The sequence below is a fragment of the Acidovorax sp. genome (assembly GCF_047607405.1).
Lineage (GTDB): Bacteria > Pseudomonadota > Gammaproteobacteria > Burkholderiales > Burkholderiaceae_C > Acidovorax.
The window spans coordinates 1-18025 of the sequence record NZ_JASGDA010000028.1 but is presented as its reverse complement, the minus strand read 5'-3'; the positions used below and the strand labels follow the sequence as shown (position 1 = coordinate 18025).

Below are 18025 nucleotides of genomic sequence, written 5' to 3'. Positions count from 1 at the left end.
CGGTTACTTCTTGGCGCACTCCGCGCACTGGCCGTAGAGCGCCATGGTGTGGTCCTGCACCAGCCAGCCCTTGGACTTGGCGATGGACTGCTGGCGCTTCTCGATCTCCGCGTCGTAGAACTCCTCCACCTTGCCGCAGGCCGTGCAGATGAAGTGGTCGTGGTGCTGGCCTTCGTTCAGCTCATACACCGCCTTGCCGCTCTCGAAGTTGCTGCGGATCAGGATGCCTGCCTGCTCGAACTGCGTGAGCACGCGATAGACCGTCGCCAGGCCGATGTCCGAATGCTCGTCCAGCAGCACGCGGAACACGTCTTCCGCCGTCATGTGGCGCAGCTTGCCCGTCTGGAATATCTCCAGGATCTTCAGGCGCGGCAGCGTGGCCTTGAGCCCCGTGCTTTTGAGGTTGTCGATGTTGGTCATGGCATGGTCTTTCGGGTTGCCGACCCGCTGCCTGGTGGGCCGGGGCCTGCCGCTACAATGGGCCGATCATATCCTCAGACTTTCTCTCCATGCCCGTCAAAGCCCGTCGCCGCGCCCGCCTGGGCCCGGCTCTCCTGATCGGTGCCAGCGTGGCCGCCCTGGCGGGTTGCGGCAGCCTCAACGGCGCCAGCGCCCGCATCGCCAACATCGTCACGCCCTACAAGATCGACATCGTGCAGGGCAACTTCGTCTCGCGCGAGCAGGTCGAGGCGCTGCAGCCCGGCATGGGCCGCCAGCAGGTGCGCGAAATCCTGGGCACGCCGCTGGTCACCAGCCTGTTCCATGCCGACCGCTGGGAGTACGTGTTCACGCTCAAACGCCCCGGCGCAGAAGTGCAGACCCGCAAGCTGACCGTGTTCTTCAAGAACGACGTGCTGGAGCGCCACGAAGGCGACGAGATGCCCACCGAGACGGAATTCGTCGCCTCGCTGGGCTCGGGCAACGTCAAGGGCAAGAAGGTGCCTGCGCTCGATGCCACGCCCGAGCAGCTGGCCCGCTACCCCGCATCGCCGCGCCCGACCACGCCGCCCACCGCCGCGCCGCTGGAGCCTGCGTCCATGAGCTACCCGCCGCTCGAAGCCCCCGCGCGCTGACCCGCGCCGGAACCGGCGCCCCACTCCCGATAGGACTCTCATGACTTCACCGTCTTCCGCCCCCTGCCGCGTGGCCGTGGCTGGCGCCTCGGGCCGCATGGGCCGCATGCTCATCGAGGCCATCCGCGCCTGCGACGACCTGGTGCTGGCCGGCGCGCTCGACGTGCCTTCCAGCCCCGCCATCGGCTCGGACGCCACGGCCTTCCTCGGCCATGCCAGCGGCGTGGCCATCACCGCCGACATCGCTGCGGGCCTGAAGAACGCCGACGTGCTGATCGACTTCACCCGCCCCGAGGGCACGCTGGCCCACCTGGCCGTGTGCAGCCAGCTGGGCGTGAAGGCCGTCATCGGCACCACGGGGTTCACCGATGCACAAAAGGCCGAGATTGCAGAACACGCAAAACGCACGGCCATCGTGTTCGCGCCCAACATGAGCGTGGGCGTCAACGTCACGCTCAAGCTCCTGCAGATGGCCGCCCAGGCCCTGGCGACGGGCTACGACATCGAGATCATCGAGGCCCACCACCGCCACAAGGTGGACGCGCCCAGCGGCACCGCGCTCAAGATGGGCGAGGTCATCGCCCAGGCCCTGGGCCGCGACCTGAAGGACTGCGCCGTCTATGCCCGCGAGGGCGTGACCGGCGAGCGCGACCCGTCCACCATCGGCTTCGCCGCCATCCGCGGCGGCGACATCGTGGGCGACCACACCGTGCTGTTCGCCGGTGCGGGCGAACGCATCGAGATCTCGCACAAGGCGTCCAACCGCAGCGGCTACGCGCAGGGCAGCCTGCGCGCGGTGCGCTTTCTGACGGCGCACAAGACGGGCATGTTCGACATGTTCGACGTGCTGCATCTCCACTGACCATGGACGCCCTGCACTGGTGGCGCCAGGGCGACGCGGTGACGCAGGGCGCCGCCGTGCTCCTGCTGGCGATGTCGGTGGCAAGCTGGGTGGTCATCTTCTGGAAGCTGCGCCTCCTGCGCCGCGCCAGCAGCGACGTGGCGCGCTGCACGGCGGCCTTCTGGCAGGCGCCGTCGCTCGGCGTGGCGGCGCAGCGTTTGCAGTCTTTTGACCGGGAAGCGCTTGTCCTGCCTTTGGTTGTTGCTGCGAATTCAATAGCAAACGAACCCCAGAGCGAGTCCCTGGCCGCGCAGGGCAGCCTGTCGCAGCGGCTCACGCGCGTGCTGCGCGACGCCCTGCACGGCGTGCTGGGGCGCCTGCAGTTCGGCCAGGTGCTGCTGGCCACCGTCGGCTCCACCGCGCCCTTCGTCGGCCTGCTGGGCACGGTGTGGGGCATCTACCATGCGCTCACGGCCATGGCCGGCGCGGGGCAGATCACCATCGACCGCGTGGCCGGGCCGGTGGGCGAGGCGCTGGTCATGACCGCCGCCGGGCTGGCCGTGGCCCTGCCCGCCGTGCTGGCCTACAACGTGTTCGGCCGTTTCATCGGGCGCATCGAGGCCGAGCTGGAAGGCTTTGCGCTCGACCTGCGCGACCTGCTATGCCCTTCGGCAGACTAGAGCGCAGCACGGCGCCGCAGCCCCTGAGCGAGATCAACGTCACGCCGCTGGTGGACGTGATGCTGGTGCTGGTCGTCATCTTCATCCTCACCGCGCCGCTGCTGGCCAGCAGCATCCGCCTGGACCTGCCGCGCGCCGAGGGCGCCACGCCCGGCGCGCCGCGCGAGGCCGTCACGCTGGTGGTGGACGCCACGGGCCAGGCTTACCTGGACGACCAGCCGCTGGGGCAGGGCGCGCTGGCCGAGCGCCTGCGCCGCACAGCCGCCGAGCGGCCCGACACCGAGGTGCAGCTGCGCGCCGACGCCGCCGTGCCCTATGGCCGCGTGGTCGAGGTCATGGGCGCGGCGCAGGCGGCGGGGCTGTCGCGCATCGGCTTCGTGGCCGAGCCTGCCGCGCCGCGCCCCTGAGTGCTGAGTGAACCAGCGCCCGACCGCCTAAAATCCGGCCAGCGCGGCCCCGCGGTCGCACCCCTGTCTCACCCAAGCCCCCATGCAAGACAAATACAGCCCGAACGAGGTCGAACGCGCCGCGCACGACCACTGGACCGCCCGCGACGCCTACCGCGTGACGGAAGACGCGAGCAAGAAGAAGTTCTACGCCTGCTCCATGCTGCCCTACCCCAGCGGCAAGCTGCACATGGGCCACGTGCGCAACTACACCATCAACGACATGCTCACGCGCTACCTGCGCATGAACGGCCACAACGTGCTCATGCCCATGGGCTGGGATGCCTTCGGCCTGCCGGCCGAGAACGCCGCGCTGAAAAACGGCGTGCCGCCCGCCAAGTGGACCTACGAAAACATCGCCTACATGAAGAAGCAGATGCAGGCGATGGGGCTGGCGATCGACTGGTCGCGCGAGGTCGCCACCTGCGACCCCTCCTATTACCAATGGAACCAGTGGCTGTTCCTGAAGATGCTGGAGAAGGGCATTGCCTACCGCAAGACCCAGGTGGTGAACTGGGACCCGGTGGACCAGACCGTGCTGGCCAACGAGCAGGTGATCGACGGCAAGGGCTGGCGCACCGGCGCGGTGGTGGAAAAGCGCGAGATTCCGGGCTACTACCTCAAGATCACCGACTACGCCGAGGAACTGCTCGACTTCGTGACCGGCGACAAGCTGCCCGGCTGGCCCGAGCGCGTGAAGCTGATGCAGGAGAACTGGATCGGCAAGAGCGAGGGCGTGCGCTTCGCCTTCACGCACGACATCCGGGGCGACGACGGCGCGCTGATCGGCGACGGCAGGATGTACGTCTTCACCACGCGCGCCGACACCATCATGGGCGTGACCTTCTGCGCCGTCGCGCCCGAGCACCCGCTGGCCGCGCACGCCGCCCAAACCAACCCGCAGCTCGCCGCCTTCATCGCGGAATGCAAGACCGGCGGCACGACAGAAGCCGAACTCGCCACGCAGGAGAAGAAGGGCCTGCCCACGGGCCTGTTCGTCACCCACCCGCTGACCGAGGAAAAGGTCGAAGTCTGGGTCGGCAACTACGTGCTCATGGGCTATGGCGATGGCGCCGTGATGGGCGTGCCCGCGCACGACGAGCGCGACTTCGCCTTCGCGCTCAAGTACGGCATCCAGATCAAGCAGGTGGTGCTGGTGGACGGCGAGCACTTCGACTACCACCAGTGGCAAGACTGGTACGGTGACAAGCAGCGCGGCGTGACCATCAACTCCGACAGCTTCAGCGGCCTCTCCCACAAGCAGGCGGTGGACGCCGTGGCCCACGCGCTGGCGCAAAAGGGCCTGGGCGAGAAGAAGACCACCTGGCGCCTGCGCGACTGGGGCATCAGCCGCCAGCGCTACTGGGGCACGCCCATCCCCATCATCCATTGCGACGCCTGCGGCCCGCAGCCCGTGCCCGAGAAGGATTTGCCCGTGGTGCTGCCGCAAGACCTGGTGCCCGACGGCTCGGGCAACCCGCTGGTCAAGAGCGAAGCCTTCCACGCGGGCGTGACCTGCCCCTGCTGCGGCAAGCCCGCGCGGCGCGAGACGGACACCATGGACACCTTCGTGGACTCGTCCTGGTACTTCATGCGCTATTGCGACCCGAAGAATTCGGAAGCCATGGTGGCGGGCGGCGCGGATTACTGGATGCCGATGGACCAGTACATCGGCGGCATCGAGCACGCCATCCTGCACCTGCTGTACGCGCGCTTCTGGACCAAGGTGATGCGCGACCTGGGGCTCGTCAAGGTGGACGAGCCTTTCACCAAGCTGCTGACCCAGGGCATGGTGCTCAACCACATCTACAGCCGTCGCACCGACAAGGGCGGCAAGGAATACTTCTGGCCGCACGACGTGGAGCACGTGCTGGACGAGGGCGGCAAGGTCATCGGCGCCAAGCTCAAGAACGCCGTGGGCGACTTGCCCGCGGGCACGCCCATCGACTACGAAGGCGTGGGGACGATGTCCAAGTCCAAGAACAACGGCGTGGACCCGCAGGACCTGATCGAGAAATACGGCGCCGACACGGCCCGCCTGTACACCATGTTCACCGCCCCGCCCGAGGCCACGCTGGAGTGGAACGACGCGGCGGTGGAGGGCAGCTACCGCTTCCTGCGCCGCGTGTGGAACTTCGGCGTCAAGCTTTCTGCTATGGATATGGGAGCTGCTTGCGCAAGCGTGGCAAGCGCTAGCAGCCTGAAAGACGTTGAATTCGGCAACCCAGCCAAGGCGCTGCGCCTGGAGATCCACACCGTGCTCAAGCAGGTGGACTACGACTACCAGCGCATGCAGTACAACACCGTGGTCTCGGGCGCGATGAAGATGATCAACGCGCTGGAAGACTTCAAGGCCATGGATGCCGCAGGCGCGCAGGTCGCGCTGATCGAGGGTTTCGGCATCCTGCTGCGCGTGCTCTACCCGGCCACGCCGCACATCGCGCACGGCCTGTGGAGCAGCCTGGGCTACGCCAACCACCTGGGCGACCTGCTGGACGCCCCCTGGCCCCAGCCCGACCCCGGCGCCCTGGTGCAGGACGAGATCGAGCTGATGCTCCAAGTCAACGGCAAGCTGCGCGGCTCCATCCACGTGCCCGCGCAGGCCGACAAGGCCGAGATCGAGCGCATCGCGCTGGCCAGCGAGGCGTTTGCCCAGCACAGCGGCGGCGCGGGCATCAAGCGCGTGATCGTCGTGCCGGGCCGTCTGGTGAACGTGGTGGTGTGATGCAACGGCGCGCGCTGCTCACCCTGGCACCTGCCGCCCTGCTGGCAGGCTGCGGCTTTCGCCTGCGCGGCGTGCCGGAGTTCTCCTTCCGCTCGCTCTACATCGCGGCGCCCAAGGGTTCGCTGCTGGCGCGCGAGCTGCAGCGCACGCTGGCAGGCGCCAGCAGCCAGCTGCAGGTGCTGCGCGAAGACCCGGGGGGCCTGACCACGGCCGAGGCCATCATGGACCTGCTGCAGGAGCAGCAGGAGCGCGTGGTGGTCGGCGTCACCTCCTCGGGCCAGGTGCGCGAACTGCAACTGCGCCTGCGCATCCGCTTCAAGCTGCGCACGCAGACGGGCGACGAGCTGATCCCCGACACCGAGCTGCTGCAGCAGCGCGACATCAGCTACAACGAAACCATCGCCCTCGCCAAAGAGGCCGAAGAGGCGCTGCTCTACCGCAACATGCGGACCGACCTGGTGCAGCAGCTCCTGCGTCGGCTGGCCGCCGTCAAGCGCTAGAGCGCGTTAACAGGCCCTAGCCATGCAAGTCGCCCAGGCCCAGCTCGCCGCGCACCTGCACAAGGGCCTGGCGCCGCTGTACGTGCTGCACGGCGACGAGCCTTTGTTGCAGCAGGAAGCGGCAGACGCCATCCGCGCCGCGGCCCGCGCCCAGGGCTATACCGAGCGCAGCAGCTTCGCCGTGGCGGGCGCGCACTTCGACTGGAGCGCGGTGCTGGCGGCGGGCGGCAGTTTGAGCCTGTTTGCCGACAAGCAGATCGTCGAAATCCGCATCCCCTCGGGCAAGCCCGGCAAGGACGGCAGCGTGGCCTTGCAGCAGGTGGCTGAATCGGCGCGCGGCAACGACAGCACCCTGACCCTGGTGCTGCTGCCGCGCCTGGACAAGGCCACGCGCACGGGGGCGTGGTTCGGCGCGCTCGAAGGCGCGGGCGTGTCCGTGCAGATCGACACCATCGAGCGCGGCGCGCTGCCGCAGTGGATCGCCCAGCGCCTGGCCGCCCAGGGCCAGCGCGTGGTGGCGGGCGAGGAAGGCCAGCGCACGCTGCAGTTCTTTGCCGACCGCGTGGAAGGCAACCTGCTGGCCGCGCACCAGGAGATTCAAAAGCTTGCCCTGCTGCACCCGCCCGGCGAGCTGACATGGGCCCAGGTCGAGGCCGCCGTGCTCAACGTGGCGCGCTACGACGTGTTCAAGCTCTCCGAATCCGTGCTGGCCGGGCAGACCGCCCGCGTGCAGCGCATGCTCGACGGCCTGCAGGCCGAAGGCGAGGCCGAGGTGCTCGTCCACTGGGCGCTGTCCGAAGACATCCGTGCCTTGAAGCGCGTGAAGGACGCCATGAACGCGGGCCGCCCCCTGCCCATGGCCCTGCGCGAAAACCGCATCTGGGGGCCGAAGGAGCGCCTGTTCGAGCGCATCCTGCCCCAGGCCAGCGACGCGGCGCTGGCGCGGCTGCTGCAGTCCGCCCACGTGGTGGACGGCATCGTCAAGGGCTTGAAGGTGCCTGACTGGCCGCAGGACGGGTGGCAGGCGCTGCAGCGGCTGGCGCTCCAGTTGTGCGGGCTGACGCGCGCGGCCCGCTGAAAATATTGGTCAAAAACGGCTCCGGCGCTTATGTGGCAAGCGCTGGCAGCTATCAATCTGAAAGCGTCTGCCGCGCCTTGTCCACCCACATCTGCAGGCTGGCCAGCAAATCCTTCTGGCTGAACGAGCAGCTTTCCTCGCTGAACAGCGCGCTCGATTCCAGCCGGTCGAGCAGGCCCAGCAGCACCTCGGCATAGCGCGGCGGCAGCGCGGCCAGCAGGTCGGCCTGGGCGCGGGCGGTGTCGCTCAAGCGCGATGCGGTCAGGTTGCCTTGCGCAAAGGCGTCGAGCGCGGCTTGCACGGGGTCGAGCAGGTGGGTGGAGCGGGTCATGCGCCCGAGCGTAACTGACATCCGTGCGCGCAGCATCTGCGGCAGAATCGCCGCATGAACGCGCTCCACATCGCCGAATACACCCAGTCCCTCGGTTTGCAGGCAAAAACGGCCTCGGCGCTGATGGCGAAAGCGCCGGCAGCTATCAAAAACAAAGCGCTCCTGGCCCTGGCCCGCCTGCTGCGCGAGAACGTGGATGCGCTGCAGTCGGACAACGCCCGCGACCTGGACCGTGCCCGCGCCGCCGGGCTGGCCGAGCCGATGGTGGATCGGCTCAAGCTCGCGCCCCAGGTGCTGGAGACTTGCGCCCAGGGCTGCGAGCAGTTGGCGGCCATGCCGGACATCATTGGCGAGATCACGTCACTGCGCCAGCAGCCCAGCGGCATCCGCGTGGGCCAGATGCGCGTGCCGATCGGCGTGTTCGGCATGATCTACGAGAGCCGCCCCAACGTGACCATCGAGGCGGCGTCTCTCAGCATCAAGAGCGGCAACGCCTGCATCCTGCGCGGCGGCTCCGAAGCCATTGACTCCAACAAGGCGCTGGCCCGGCTGGTGCAGCAGGCGCTGGCCGAGGCAGGGCTGCCGCAGGACGCGGTGCAGCTCGTCGGCACGACCGACCGCGAGGCCGTGGGCCAGCTCATCGCCATGCCGCAGTTTGTGGACGTGATCATCCCGCGCGGCGGCAAGGGGCTGATCGAGCGCATCAGCCGCGACGCCAAGGTGCCCGTCATCAAGCACCTGGACGGCAACTGCCACACCTACGTGGACGACCCCTGCGACATCGCCATGGCCGTGAAGGTGGCCGACAACGCCAAGACGCAGAAGTACAGCCCCTGCAACGCAAGCGAGGGGCTGCTGGTGGCGCGGGGCGTGGCGGCGCGGTTTTTGCCGCAGATCGGCGCGGTGTATGCGGCCAAGGGCGTGGAGATGCGCGGCTGCGCCGAGTCGCTGGCGCTGCTGCGCGGCGTGCCGGGCGCGAAGCTGGCCGAGGCGACGGAGGCGGACTGGAGCGAGGAGTACCTTGCGCCCATCATCAGCGTGAAGGTGGTGGCGGGTGTCGATGAAGCCATCGCCCACATCAACCGCTACGGCAGCCACCACACCGACGCCATCCTGACCACCAACCACATCCACGCCCAGCGCTTCCTGCGCGAGGTGGATTCGGCCAGCGTGATGGTGAACGCGAGCACGCGCTTCGCCGACGGCTTCGAGTACGGGCTGGGCGCCGAGATCGGCATCAGCACCGACAAGTTCCACGCGCGCGGGCCGGTGGGCATCGAGGGGCTGACTTCGCTGAAGTACGTAGTGCTGGGCGAGGGTGAGGTTCGGGGTTGATTTGCTCCGAATTTAATAGCTGATTGTGCCCGTACCATAAGCGCTAGAGGCCGATTTGGCATGAAAATCATCATCCTCGGAGCAGGCCGCGTGGGCCAGAGCGTGGCCGACAGCCTGGTGTCGGAGCGCAACGACATCACCGTCATCGACACCGACGCGGCGCGCCTGCGCGACCTGGAGTCGCGCTTTGACCTGCGCGGCGTGGTGGGCAACGGCATCGAGCCCGCCGTGCTGGCCGAGGCGGGCGCGCAGGACACCGACCTGCTCATCGCCTGCGCCGCGCGGGACGAGACCAACCTGGTGTGCTGCAAGGTCGCGCAGCTGCTGTTTCGCATCCCCACGCGCATCGCGCGCGTGCGCTCCCGGGGGTTCGAGGGCGACGGGCGCCTGGCGGGCCCCGAGGGCTTCGGGGTGGACCGCATCATCTGCCCCGAGGAGTCGCTCACGCGCTACATCGGCAAGCTCATCGAATACCCCGAGGCCCTGCAGGTGCGCGAGTTCGCGGGCGGGCGGGCCTGCCTGGTGGCGGTGCGCGCGCGCGCCGGGGCGCCCATGGTCAGCCATTCCATCGGCGAGCTGCGCGACAGCCACCCCGACCTGAGCGTGCGCGTGGTGGCCATCTATCGGCGCTTTCCCGAGGAGCCCGACCGCTTCATCGCCTGCGACGGCGGCACGCGCATCGAGCCGGGCGACGAGGTCTTCATGCTGGCCGCGCGCGAGCACATCCAGGACGTGCTGGCGGTCGTACACCGGCGCGGCTCGCAGCCCGCGCAGCAGGTGCGCCGCATCATGATCGCGGGGGGCGGGCGCGTGGGGCTGCGGCTGGCGCGGCAGCTTGCGCAGGCGGGCGGGCGCTTTCACGTCAAGATCATCGAGGAGAGCCACGCGCTCTGCGTGGAGCTGGCGGCGGCGCTGCCGTCCGAGGTGCTGGTGCTGCAGGGCGACACCACCGACGAGGACCTGCTGGGCCAGGAGAGCGTGCAGGACGTGGACCTGTTCCTGGCGCTCACCGAGGACGACGAGGACAACATCATGTCCTGCCTGCTCGCCAAGCGCATGGGCGCGCGGCGGGTGCTGGCGCTCATCAACCGCCGCAGCTATGCCGACCTGATGCACGGCACGCAGATCGACATTGCGCTGTCGCCCGCGCAGGCCATGCTGGGCGAGCTGCTGGCCTACGTGCGCCAGGGCGACGTGCAGGCCGTACACAGCCTGCGCCGGGGCGTGGCCGAGGCGCTGGAGATCGTGGCGCGCGGCGACCGCAAAAGCTCGCGCGTGGTGGGCCGCCGGGTGAACGAGCTGCAGCTGCCGCGCGACGTACACATGGGCCTGATCGTGCGCGGCCTGCCCGAGTCGCCGCACACGGCACCGACCGATGCGCCGGGCGAGCCGCAGGTCATCATCCCGCGCAGCACCACGGTGATCGAGAGCAACGACCACGTGGTGTTCTTCCTGCCGCACAAGCGCCTGGTGCGCGACGTGGAAAAGCTGTTCCGCGTCAGCGCGACGTTTTTTTGATGCACCCCCCTGAGTCGCTTCGCGCCTTCCCCCCTCTCTCACGCTTCGCGTGGGAGGGAGGACGCAGCCAGCGCGGCGGGGCGGCCCTTGCGCGGCTGCCCGCGCTTGGGCCGCGCCAGTCGCAGGGGCTGTGGGCCGTGCGCAACGCCATGGGCTACCAGGTTTCATCACCATGACGGACATGTTTCCCGTGCTGCGGGTGCTGGGCACCCTGCTCATGATCTTCTCGCTGACCATGGGCGTGCCGCTGGCTGTGTCGCTGTGGACGCACGACGGCGTGTGGCGCGTGTACCCGCAGGCCATGGCCATCACGGCCCTGGCGGGTGCGTGGCTGTGGTGGCAGCTGCGCCTGTTCCGGCAGGAGCTGCAGCCGCGCCACGGCGTGATGCTGGTGTCGCTGGTGTGGGCGCTGCTGCCGCTGTCGGCCTCGCTGCCGCTGCTGCTGGCAAGCCACGGCAGCGCGCACCCGCTGTCGTTCACGCATGCGTACTTCGAGGCCGTGTCGGGGCTCACCACCTCGGGCGCCACGGTGATCTCGGGGCTGGACGCGCTGCCCGTGTCGCTCAACGTGTGGCGCACCTTTTTGCAGTGGATGGGCGGCATGGGCATCCTGATCCTGGCCGTGGCCGTGCTGCCGCTGCTGGGCGTGGGCGGCAGCCAGCTCTTCAAGGCCGAGGCGGCCGGGCCGCTCAAGGACACCAAGCTCACGCCGCGCGTCACCGGCACGGCCAAGGGGCTGTGGGGCGTCTATTCGGTGTTCTCCGTGCTGTGTACGGCGGCGTACTGGGCGGGCGGCATGGCGCCGCTGGACGCGGTGATGCACATGTTCGCCACGGTCAGCCTGGGCGGGCTGTCGTCCTACGACCAGAGCTTCGGCCACTTCCGGTCGCCGCTGCTCGAAGCCATCTGCGTGCTGTTCATGCTGGTGGCGAGCTGCAACTTCGCGCTGTACTTCGTCGCCATCCGCAAGGGCCGCTGGGACGGCTTCTGGCGCGACCCGGAGCTGCGCGCCACGCTGCTCACCCTGGTGGGCAGCGGGTTGGCCGTGTCGCTGCTGCTGTGGGCCAAGGGCGTGTATGCACCGCTGCAGGCGCTGCGCCACGGCATGTTCAACACGGTGTCGATGGCGACCACGACGGGCTTCGCCACGGTGGACTTCCTGGCCTGGCCGGTGTTCGCGCCGGTGCTCATGCTGCTGCTGTCGGGCGTGGCGACCAGCGCGGGGTCCACGGGCGGCGGCATCAAGATGGTGCGCATGCTCATCCTGGTCAAGCAGGCGCGCCGCGAGATGAACCGCCTGGTCCACCCGCGCGCCGTGCAGCCCGTGCGGCTGGGCGAGGCGGTGGTGGACAACCCCGTGATCTTCTCGGTGCTGGCCTTCATGCTGGTGTATGGCGGCACCGTGTTCAGCCTGTCCATGCTGCTGCTGCTGACCGACCTGGACCCGCTGACGGCGTTCTCGGCCGTGCTCGCCAGCGTCAACTGCGCCGGGCCGGGGCTGGGCAGCGTGGGGCCTGCGTCCACCTACGCAGTGCTGACGGACTTTCAAATCTGGGTGTGTACGCTGGGCATGCTGCTTGGGCGACTGGAGATTTTGAGCTTCATGGCCCTGCTGACGCCCGCGTTCTGGCGAAGGTAAAGGGCATCCCCCTGAGCGGCTTCGCCGCTTCCCCCTTCTCTCGCGCTGCGCGCGGGAAGGGGGACGACGCCAGTGGCCTGGCAAAGCCAGCTCCACGGCGTCCGCTGGCCTGGGCCGCGCCGGTTTTCAATGCCCTGGCACCTAGAATGTGCCGCTGGTCGTCATCGGGGTTTTTATGGTTCCGCATCTCATCACCGCCCTGACCGGGCCGATCAACGAGCTTGAGCAGCGCATGCTCGACGCCATGCCCGCGATAGAGCGCTGGTTCCGCCTGGAGTGGATGGAGCACACGCCGCCGTTCTACACCTCGGTGGACATCCGCAACGCGGGCTTCAAGCTCGCGCCGGTGGACGCCAACCTGTTCCCCGGCGGCTGGAACAACCTGAGCCGGGAAATGCTGCCGCTGGCCGTGCAGGCCGCCATGGCCGCCATCGAGAAGATCTGCCCCGAGGCGCGCAACCTGCTCATCATCCCGGAGAACCACACGCGCAACACCTTCTACCTGGCCAACGTGGTGCAGCTGCAGCGCATCTTCAACATGGCGGGCCTGAACGTGCGCGTGGGCTCCATCAGCCCCGAGATCAAGAAACCCACGCGCATCGAGCTGCCCGGCGGCGACGCGGTCACGCTGGAGCCGGTGGTGCGCTCGCGGCGGCGCCTGGGGCTCAAGGACTTCGACCCCTGCACCATCCTGCTCAACAACGACCTGTCGGCGGGGCCGCCGGGCATCCTGGAAGACATCCACGAGCAGTACCTGCTGCCCCCGCTGCACGCAGGCTGGAGCGTGCGCAGAAAGAGCACGCACTTCCAGAACTACGAGGAAGTCGCCAAGCGCTTCGGCAAGATGCTGGGCATCGACCCCTGGCTCATCAACCCCCTGTACAGCCAGTGCGGCGGCGTGGACTTCAGCGCCGACGCGGGGCTGGACAAGCTGCAGGCCAGCGTGGATGCGCTGCTGACCAAGGTGCGCCGCAAGTACAAGGAATACGGCATCAACGAGAAGCCCTTCGCCATCGTCAAGGCCGACAACGGCACCTATGGCATGGGCATCATGACCGTGCGCGACGCCAAGGAGCTGGACGCCGTCAACCGCAAGACCCGCAACAAGATGTCCGTCATCAAGGACGGCCAGCCGGTGAGCGAGCTCATCATCCAGGAAGGCGTGCTGACGCAGGAGCGCGTCCACGAGGCCGTGGCCGAGCCCGTGGTGTACATGATGGACCGCTACGTGGTGGGCGGCTTCTACCGCATGCACGCCGAGCGCGGGGTGGACGAGAACCTGAACGCCCCCGGCGCCAGCTTCGTGCCGTTGGCGTTCGAGCACAGCACCCACATGCCCCAGCCCGGCGTGCGCCCGGGCGTGAGCGCGCCCAACCGCTTCTACATGTACGGCGTGGTGGCGCGGCTGGCGATGCTGGCGGCCAGCTACGAGCTGGAGGCGACGAACCCGGACGCCGAGGTGTACGACTGATCTGCCCAGTTGCTGCGCCGCAACATGGTGCGTGTCCGCACTGCCCACGCCGGGCGCCCGGGCGCACAATGGCAACCCCCAAGTAACGGAACCCCGCCGCCTTCGTGCGGGGCGGTCGTCAGTGCAAAGCTCCAGGTCATCGCTCGCGGCGCTCACGCTGGGCGCCATCGGCGTCGTGTATGGCGATATCGGCACCAGCGTGCTGTATGCGGTCAAGGAAGTCTTCGGTGCGGGCCACGTGCCCTTCACGCAGGGCAACGTCTATGGCGTGCTGTCCATCCTGTTCTGGACGCTCACCGTCATCGTCTCGCTGAAGTACGTGGTGCTGGTGCTGCGCGCCGACAACAAGGGCGAGGGCGGCCTGGTCGCCATGCTGGCGCTGGCCTCGCAGGCGGTGAAGGACAAGCCCCGCCTGCGCAGCGCGCTGCTGGCCGTGGGCATTTTCGGCACGTCGCTGTTCTATGGCGACGGCGTGATTACCCCGGCCATCTCTGTGCTCTCGGCGGTCGAGGGGCTGGAGGTGGTGTCGCCCCACTTCAGGCGCTACGTCATCCCCATCACGCTGGTCGTGCTGTTCGCCCTGTTCGCGGTGCAAAAGCGCGGCACGGGCGGCATCGGCAAGTTCTTCGGCCCCATCACGCTGGTGTGGTTCATCAGCATTGCGCTGCTGGGCGTGTCGCACATCGTGGGCCACCCCGAAATCCTGTGGGCGCTCAGCCCGCACCACGCGCTGGGCTTCATCGTGGCGATGCCGGGCACCAGCTTCATCATCCTGGGCGCGGTGGTGCTGTGCGTGACGGGGGCCGAGGCGCTGTACGCCGACCTGGGCCACTTCGGCAAGCGGCCCATCCGCCTGGCGTGGTTCGGCGTGGCAATGCCCGCGCTCACGCTCAACTACTTCGGCCAGGGCGCGCTGCTGCTGGCCGAGCCCGAGGCCGTGCAAAACCCGTTCTACCGCATGGCGCCCGACTGGGCCTTGATACCGCTCGTCGCCATGGCGACCATGGCGACGGTGATCGCCTCGCAGGCGCTCATCACCGGCGCGTTCAGCGTCACGCGGCAGGTCATCCAGCTCGGCTACCTGCCGCGCCTGAACATCCAGCACACCAGCGTGCGCGACACGGGGCAGATCTACATGCCCATGGTCAACTGGGGACTGTTCACGGCCATCGTGCTCGCGGTGGTCATGTTCCGCTCGTCCAGCAACCTCGCGGCGGCCTACGGCATCGCCGTCACGCTGGACATGCTCATCACCACCGTGCTCACCTTCTTCGTCATCCGCTACGGCTGGGGCTACCCGCTGGCGCTGTGCGTGGCGGCCACGGGCTGCTTCTTCGTGGTGGACCTGGCGTTCTTCGCGTCCAACCTGCTCAAGCTGTTCCAGGGCGGCTGGTTCCCGCTGATGATCGGCGGCGCCGTGTTCGCGCTGATGATGACGTGGAAGGAAGGGCGCAGGCTGCTGGGCGACAAGCTGCGTGCGGACGCCATCGGCCTGCAAGACTTTCTCGCCGCCGTCTTCGTCAGCCCGCCCACGCGCGTCGAGGGCACGGCGGTGTTCCTGACGGCGGAGCCAGGGTTGGTGCCCAACGCCCTGCTGCACAACCTCAAGCACAACAAGGTGCTGCACGCGCAGAACCTGTTCGTCACCGTGCGCAACCATGAGACACCCTGGATCGGCCTGGATCGCCGCCTGCAGGTGGAGCCCCTGGGCCGCGACTGCTGGCAGGTGGTGGTTCACTACGGCTTCAAGAACGACCCCGACCTGCCCCGAGCGCTGGAGCTGATGCGCGGCCGCGGCTGCGAGCTGGAGCCCATGACGACCAGCTACTTCCTGTCGCGCGACACGGTCATCCCCCGCATCGGCAGCGGCATGGCGCCCTGGCGCGAAAAGCTGTTCGCGCAGATGCACCACAACGCCAGCGGCGCGGCGGACTTTCTGCACCTGCCCAGCAATGCGGTGGTGGAGCTGGGCTCCAAGATCGAGATCTGAAATTTCAAGTGTTTTTGGCCTCTAGCGCTTATCTGGCAAGCGCAAGCAGCTATCAAATCAGTAGTCTTTTCCCTTATGCGATTCTTCAAAGACCTGAGCCTCTCGGCCTTTACCGCCGGGTTCGTCGCGGTGCTCGTGGGCTTTACCAGTTCGGTCGCCATCGTGTTTCAGGCCGCGCAGGCGTTCGGCGCCACGCCCGCGCAGATCACGTCGTGGATGTGGGCGCTGGGCCTGGGCATGGGGCTGTGCTCGCTCGTGCCCTCGCTCATCCTGCGTAAGCCGGTCATGGTCGCCTGGTCCACGCCCGGCGCGGCGGTGCTCGCCACGGCGGGGTTGGCGGGGGGCTTCACCATGGGCGAGGCGGTGGGCGCCTTCATGGTCAGCGCCGCGCTCATCACGCTGGCGGGCGTGACGGGCTGGTTCGAGCGGGTGATGAACCGCATCCCCATGGAAATCGCGTCGGCCCTGCTCGCGGGCGTGCTGGCGCGCTTCGGCCTGGATGCGTTCGCCGCAGCGCGCACGGCGCTGCCCCTGGTGCTGACCATGCTCGTCGTCTATCTGCTGGCACGCCGGTTCGCGGCGCGCTATGCCGTCGTCGTCACGCTGGCGGTGGCCGTGGCCTTCGTCGCGCTGCAAGGCCAGATGGCCTGGTCCGCCGTGCGGCTGGAGCTGGCGATGCCCGTCTTCACCGCGCCCGTGTTCAGCCTGGGCGCCATCGTCAGCCTGGCCATTCCGCTGTTCGTCGTCACCATGGCCTCGCAGAACCTGCCGGGCGTGGCCGTCATCCGGGCCACGGGCTACGACCTGCCCATCTCCCGCCTCATCACCATGACCGGCGTGGCGACGCTGGCCCTGGCCCCTTTCGGCGGCTTCGCGCTCAACTTCAGCGCCATCACCGCCGCCATGTGCATGGGTCCCGAGGCGCATGAAGACCGCCGCCGCCGCTACACGGCGGCCGTGTCGTGCGGCGCGCTGTACGTCGCCATCGGCCTCTTCGGCGCGGTCATCACGGGGCTGCTCACCGCCTTCCCCAAGGAGCTGGTGGTCGCGATCGCCGGACTGGCCCTGCTGGGCACCATAGCCAACGGCCTGGCGGCGGCACTGCGCGATGAGCCGCACCGCGAGGCGGCGCTCATCACCTTTCTGGTCACCTTGAGCGGCGTCGTCATCGCGGGCGTGGGCTCGGCCTTCTGGGGCGTGGTGGCGGGCAGCTTCGCGCTGTTTGTGCAACAGTACGGGCGACCTTCTCCCCGCAAGACACCATGAAACTGCTCTTCATCGCCGACCCGCTGCACCACTTCAAGATCTACAAGGACACCACCTTCGCCATGATGCGCGAGGCCCAGCGGCGCGGCCACGCCCTGGCGGTGTGCGAGCCGCAGCACATCACCTGGCAACGCGGCAGCCAGGTCACGGCCCGCGTCACCGACATCCGCCTGACGGGCGACGCCACGCCGTGGTACGAGGCCAAGCCCCCGCGCAGCGCCGCGCTGGCGGGTTTCGACGCCGTGCTGATGCGCAAGGATCCGCCGTTCGACAGCGAATACTTCTACGCGACCCACCTGCTGGAACAGGCCGAGCGCGACGGCGCCCGCGTGTTCAACAAGCCCAGGGCGCTGCGCGACCACCCCGAAAAGCTCGCCATCATGGAGTTCCCCGAATTCATCGGGCCGACGCTGGTCACGCGCGACGCGGCGGACATCCAGCGCTTCCACGCCGAGCACCAGGACATCATCCTGAAGCCGCTCGACGGCATGGGCGGCATGGGCATCTTCCGCGTGGGGCCGGACGGGCTCAACCTGGGCAGCATCACCGAGACCCTGAACCGCAACGGCGCGCAGAGCGTGATGGTGCAGAAATTCCTGCCCGAGATCGTGGAGGGCGACAAGCGCGTCCTCATCATCGGCGGCAAGCCCGTGCCCTTCTGCCTCGCCCGCATCCCGCAAGGCAGCGAGGTGCGGGGCAACCTCGCCGCAGGCGGCAAGGGCGTCGCCAGGCCGCTGTCGCCCCGCGACTGGGAAATCGGCAACGCCCTGGGGCCTGTGCTGCACGAGCGCGGCCTGCTTTTGGCGGGCGTGGACGTGATCGGCGACTGCGTGACGGAAATCAACGTGACCAGCCCGACCTGCTTCCAGGAGATCTTCGACCAGACGGGGTGCGATGTGGCGTCGCTGTTTGTGGATGCGCTGGAATCCGTGCTATAGTCACAGGCTTCGCTCAGCAGACCTGTGGCAGGTTGAGCTGGGAGATGGGGCTTTGATGACTTGCATTGGTTGCTCAAACCGGTGTAGAATGCAAGGCTTTGCTGACAGGGGCTGATGGTTTGTTGGCTCTGGTTGGTCCGAGATGTTGGTTGAAAAACTTCTTCTCAAAAGTTTGACGGCACTTTAAAAGTCGT

General features: G+C 68.2%; 16 protein-coding genes. 14 read left to right on the top strand and 2 right to left on the bottom strand.

Annotated features, from left to right (window positions below; all coding sequences use genetic code 11):
• Positions 1–3: 3 nt before the first annotated feature.
• Positions 4–420, bottom strand: coding sequence for a ferric iron uptake transcriptional regulator (gene fur, locus QM569_RS03690; RefSeq protein WP_414985876.1), 417 nt, complete (start codon positions 418–420; stop codon positions 4–6).
• 89 nt (positions 421–509) lie between these two features.
• Between fur and QM569_RS03685 the strand changes: the two genes are divergently transcribed.
• From QM569_RS03685 to holA, 7 genes are all read left to right on the top strand, one after another.
• Complete coding sequence (locus QM569_RS03685; RefSeq protein WP_414985875.1) at positions 510–1073, top strand: outer membrane protein assembly factor BamE; 564 nt, start codon at positions 510–512, stop codon at positions 1071–1073.
• Positions 1074–1113: 40 nt separating this feature from the next.
• Positions 1114–1935: a 4-hydroxy-tetrahydrodipicolinate reductase gene (gene dapB / locus QM569_RS03680; RefSeq protein ID WP_414985874.1), complete on the top strand. Its 822-nt coding sequence runs from the start codon at positions 1114–1116 to the stop codon at positions 1933–1935.
• A 2-nt stretch (positions 1936–1937) separates the two neighbouring features.
• Positions 1938–2594 (top strand): MotA/TolQ/ExbB proton channel family protein, encoded by a 657-nt coding sequence (locus QM569_RS03675; protein ID WP_414985873.1) that lies wholly within the window; start codon positions 1938–1940, stop codon positions 2592–2594.
• Positions 2576–3001, top strand: coding sequence for an ExbD/TolR family protein (locus QM569_RS03670; protein WP_414985872.1), 426 nt, complete (start codon positions 2576–2578; stop codon positions 2999–3001). Before QM569_RS03675 ends, QM569_RS03670 begins: the two co-directional genes overlap by 19 nt.
• An 82-nt stretch (positions 3002–3083) precedes the next feature.
• Positions 3084–5765, top strand: coding sequence for a leucine--tRNA ligase (gene leuS / locus QM569_RS03665; RefSeq protein WP_414985871.1), 2682 nt, complete (start codon positions 3084–3086; stop codon positions 5763–5765).
• Positions 5765–6265 (top strand): LPS assembly lipoprotein LptE, encoded by a 501-nt coding sequence (gene lptE / locus QM569_RS03660; RefSeq protein ID WP_414985870.1) that lies wholly within the window; start codon positions 5765–5767, stop codon positions 6263–6265. Before leuS ends, lptE begins: the two co-directional genes overlap by 1 nt.
• A gap of 22 nt (positions 6266–6287) precedes the next feature.
• The gene (gene holA, locus QM569_RS03655; RefSeq protein ID WP_414985869.1) at positions 6288–7343 is read left to right on the top strand and encodes a DNA polymerase III subunit delta; all 1056 of its coding nucleotides are present in this window, start codon (positions 6288–6290) and stop codon (positions 7341–7343) included.
• A gap of 52 nt (positions 7344–7395) precedes the next feature.
• Here holA and QM569_RS03650 read toward each other — a convergent pair whose 3' ends face one another.
• The gene (locus tag QM569_RS03650) at positions 7396–7674 is read right to left on the bottom strand and encodes a hypothetical protein (protein WP_414985868.1); all 279 of its coding nucleotides are present in this window, start codon (positions 7672–7674) and stop codon (positions 7396–7398) included.
• Positions 7675–7728: 54 nt separating this feature from the next.
• On the opposite strand from QM569_RS03650, the gene QM569_RS03645 reads away from it, so the two are divergent.
• From QM569_RS03645 to gshB, 7 genes are all read left to right on the top strand, one after another.
• The gene (locus QM569_RS03645; protein ID WP_414985867.1) at positions 7729–9009 is read left to right on the top strand and encodes a glutamate-5-semialdehyde dehydrogenase; all 1281 of its coding nucleotides are present in this window, start codon (positions 7729–7731) and stop codon (positions 9007–9009) included.
• Between the two features lie 60 nt (positions 9010–9069).
• A complete protein-coding gene (gene trkA / locus QM569_RS03640; RefSeq protein ID WP_414985866.1) occupies positions 9070–10527 on the top strand; it encodes a Trk system potassium transporter TrkA in 1458 nt (485 codons plus the stop codon).
• Positions 10528–10699: 172 nt separating this feature from the next.
• A complete protein-coding gene (locus QM569_RS03635) occupies positions 10700–12166 on the top strand; it encodes a TrkH family potassium uptake protein (RefSeq protein ID WP_414985865.1) in 1467 nt (488 codons plus the stop codon).
• Between the two features lie 175 nt (positions 12167–12341).
• On the top strand, positions 12342–13637 hold the full coding sequence (gshA, locus tag QM569_RS03630; protein ID WP_414985864.1) for a glutamate--cysteine ligase: 1296 nt from the start codon (positions 12342–12344) through the stop codon (positions 13635–13637).
• A gap of 121 nt (positions 13638–13758) precedes the next feature.
• Positions 13759–15627 carry a potassium transporter Kup gene (locus tag QM569_RS03625; RefSeq protein WP_414985863.1) on the top strand — a complete coding sequence of 623 codons (1869 nt, stop codon included), beginning with the start codon at positions 13759–13761 and terminating at the stop codon, positions 15625–15627.
• A 75-nt stretch (positions 15628–15702) separates the two neighbouring features.
• Positions 15703–16893, top strand: coding sequence for a benzoate/H(+) symporter BenE family transporter (locus QM569_RS03620; protein ID WP_414985862.1), 1191 nt, complete (start codon positions 15703–15705; stop codon positions 16891–16893).
• Positions 16890–17831, top strand: a complete 942-nt coding sequence (gene gshB, locus QM569_RS03615) for a glutathione synthase (protein ID WP_414985861.1) — start codon at positions 16890–16892, stop codon at positions 17829–17831. Before QM569_RS03620 ends, gshB begins: the two co-directional genes overlap by 4 nt.
• Positions 17832–18025: the final 194 nt, after the last annotated feature.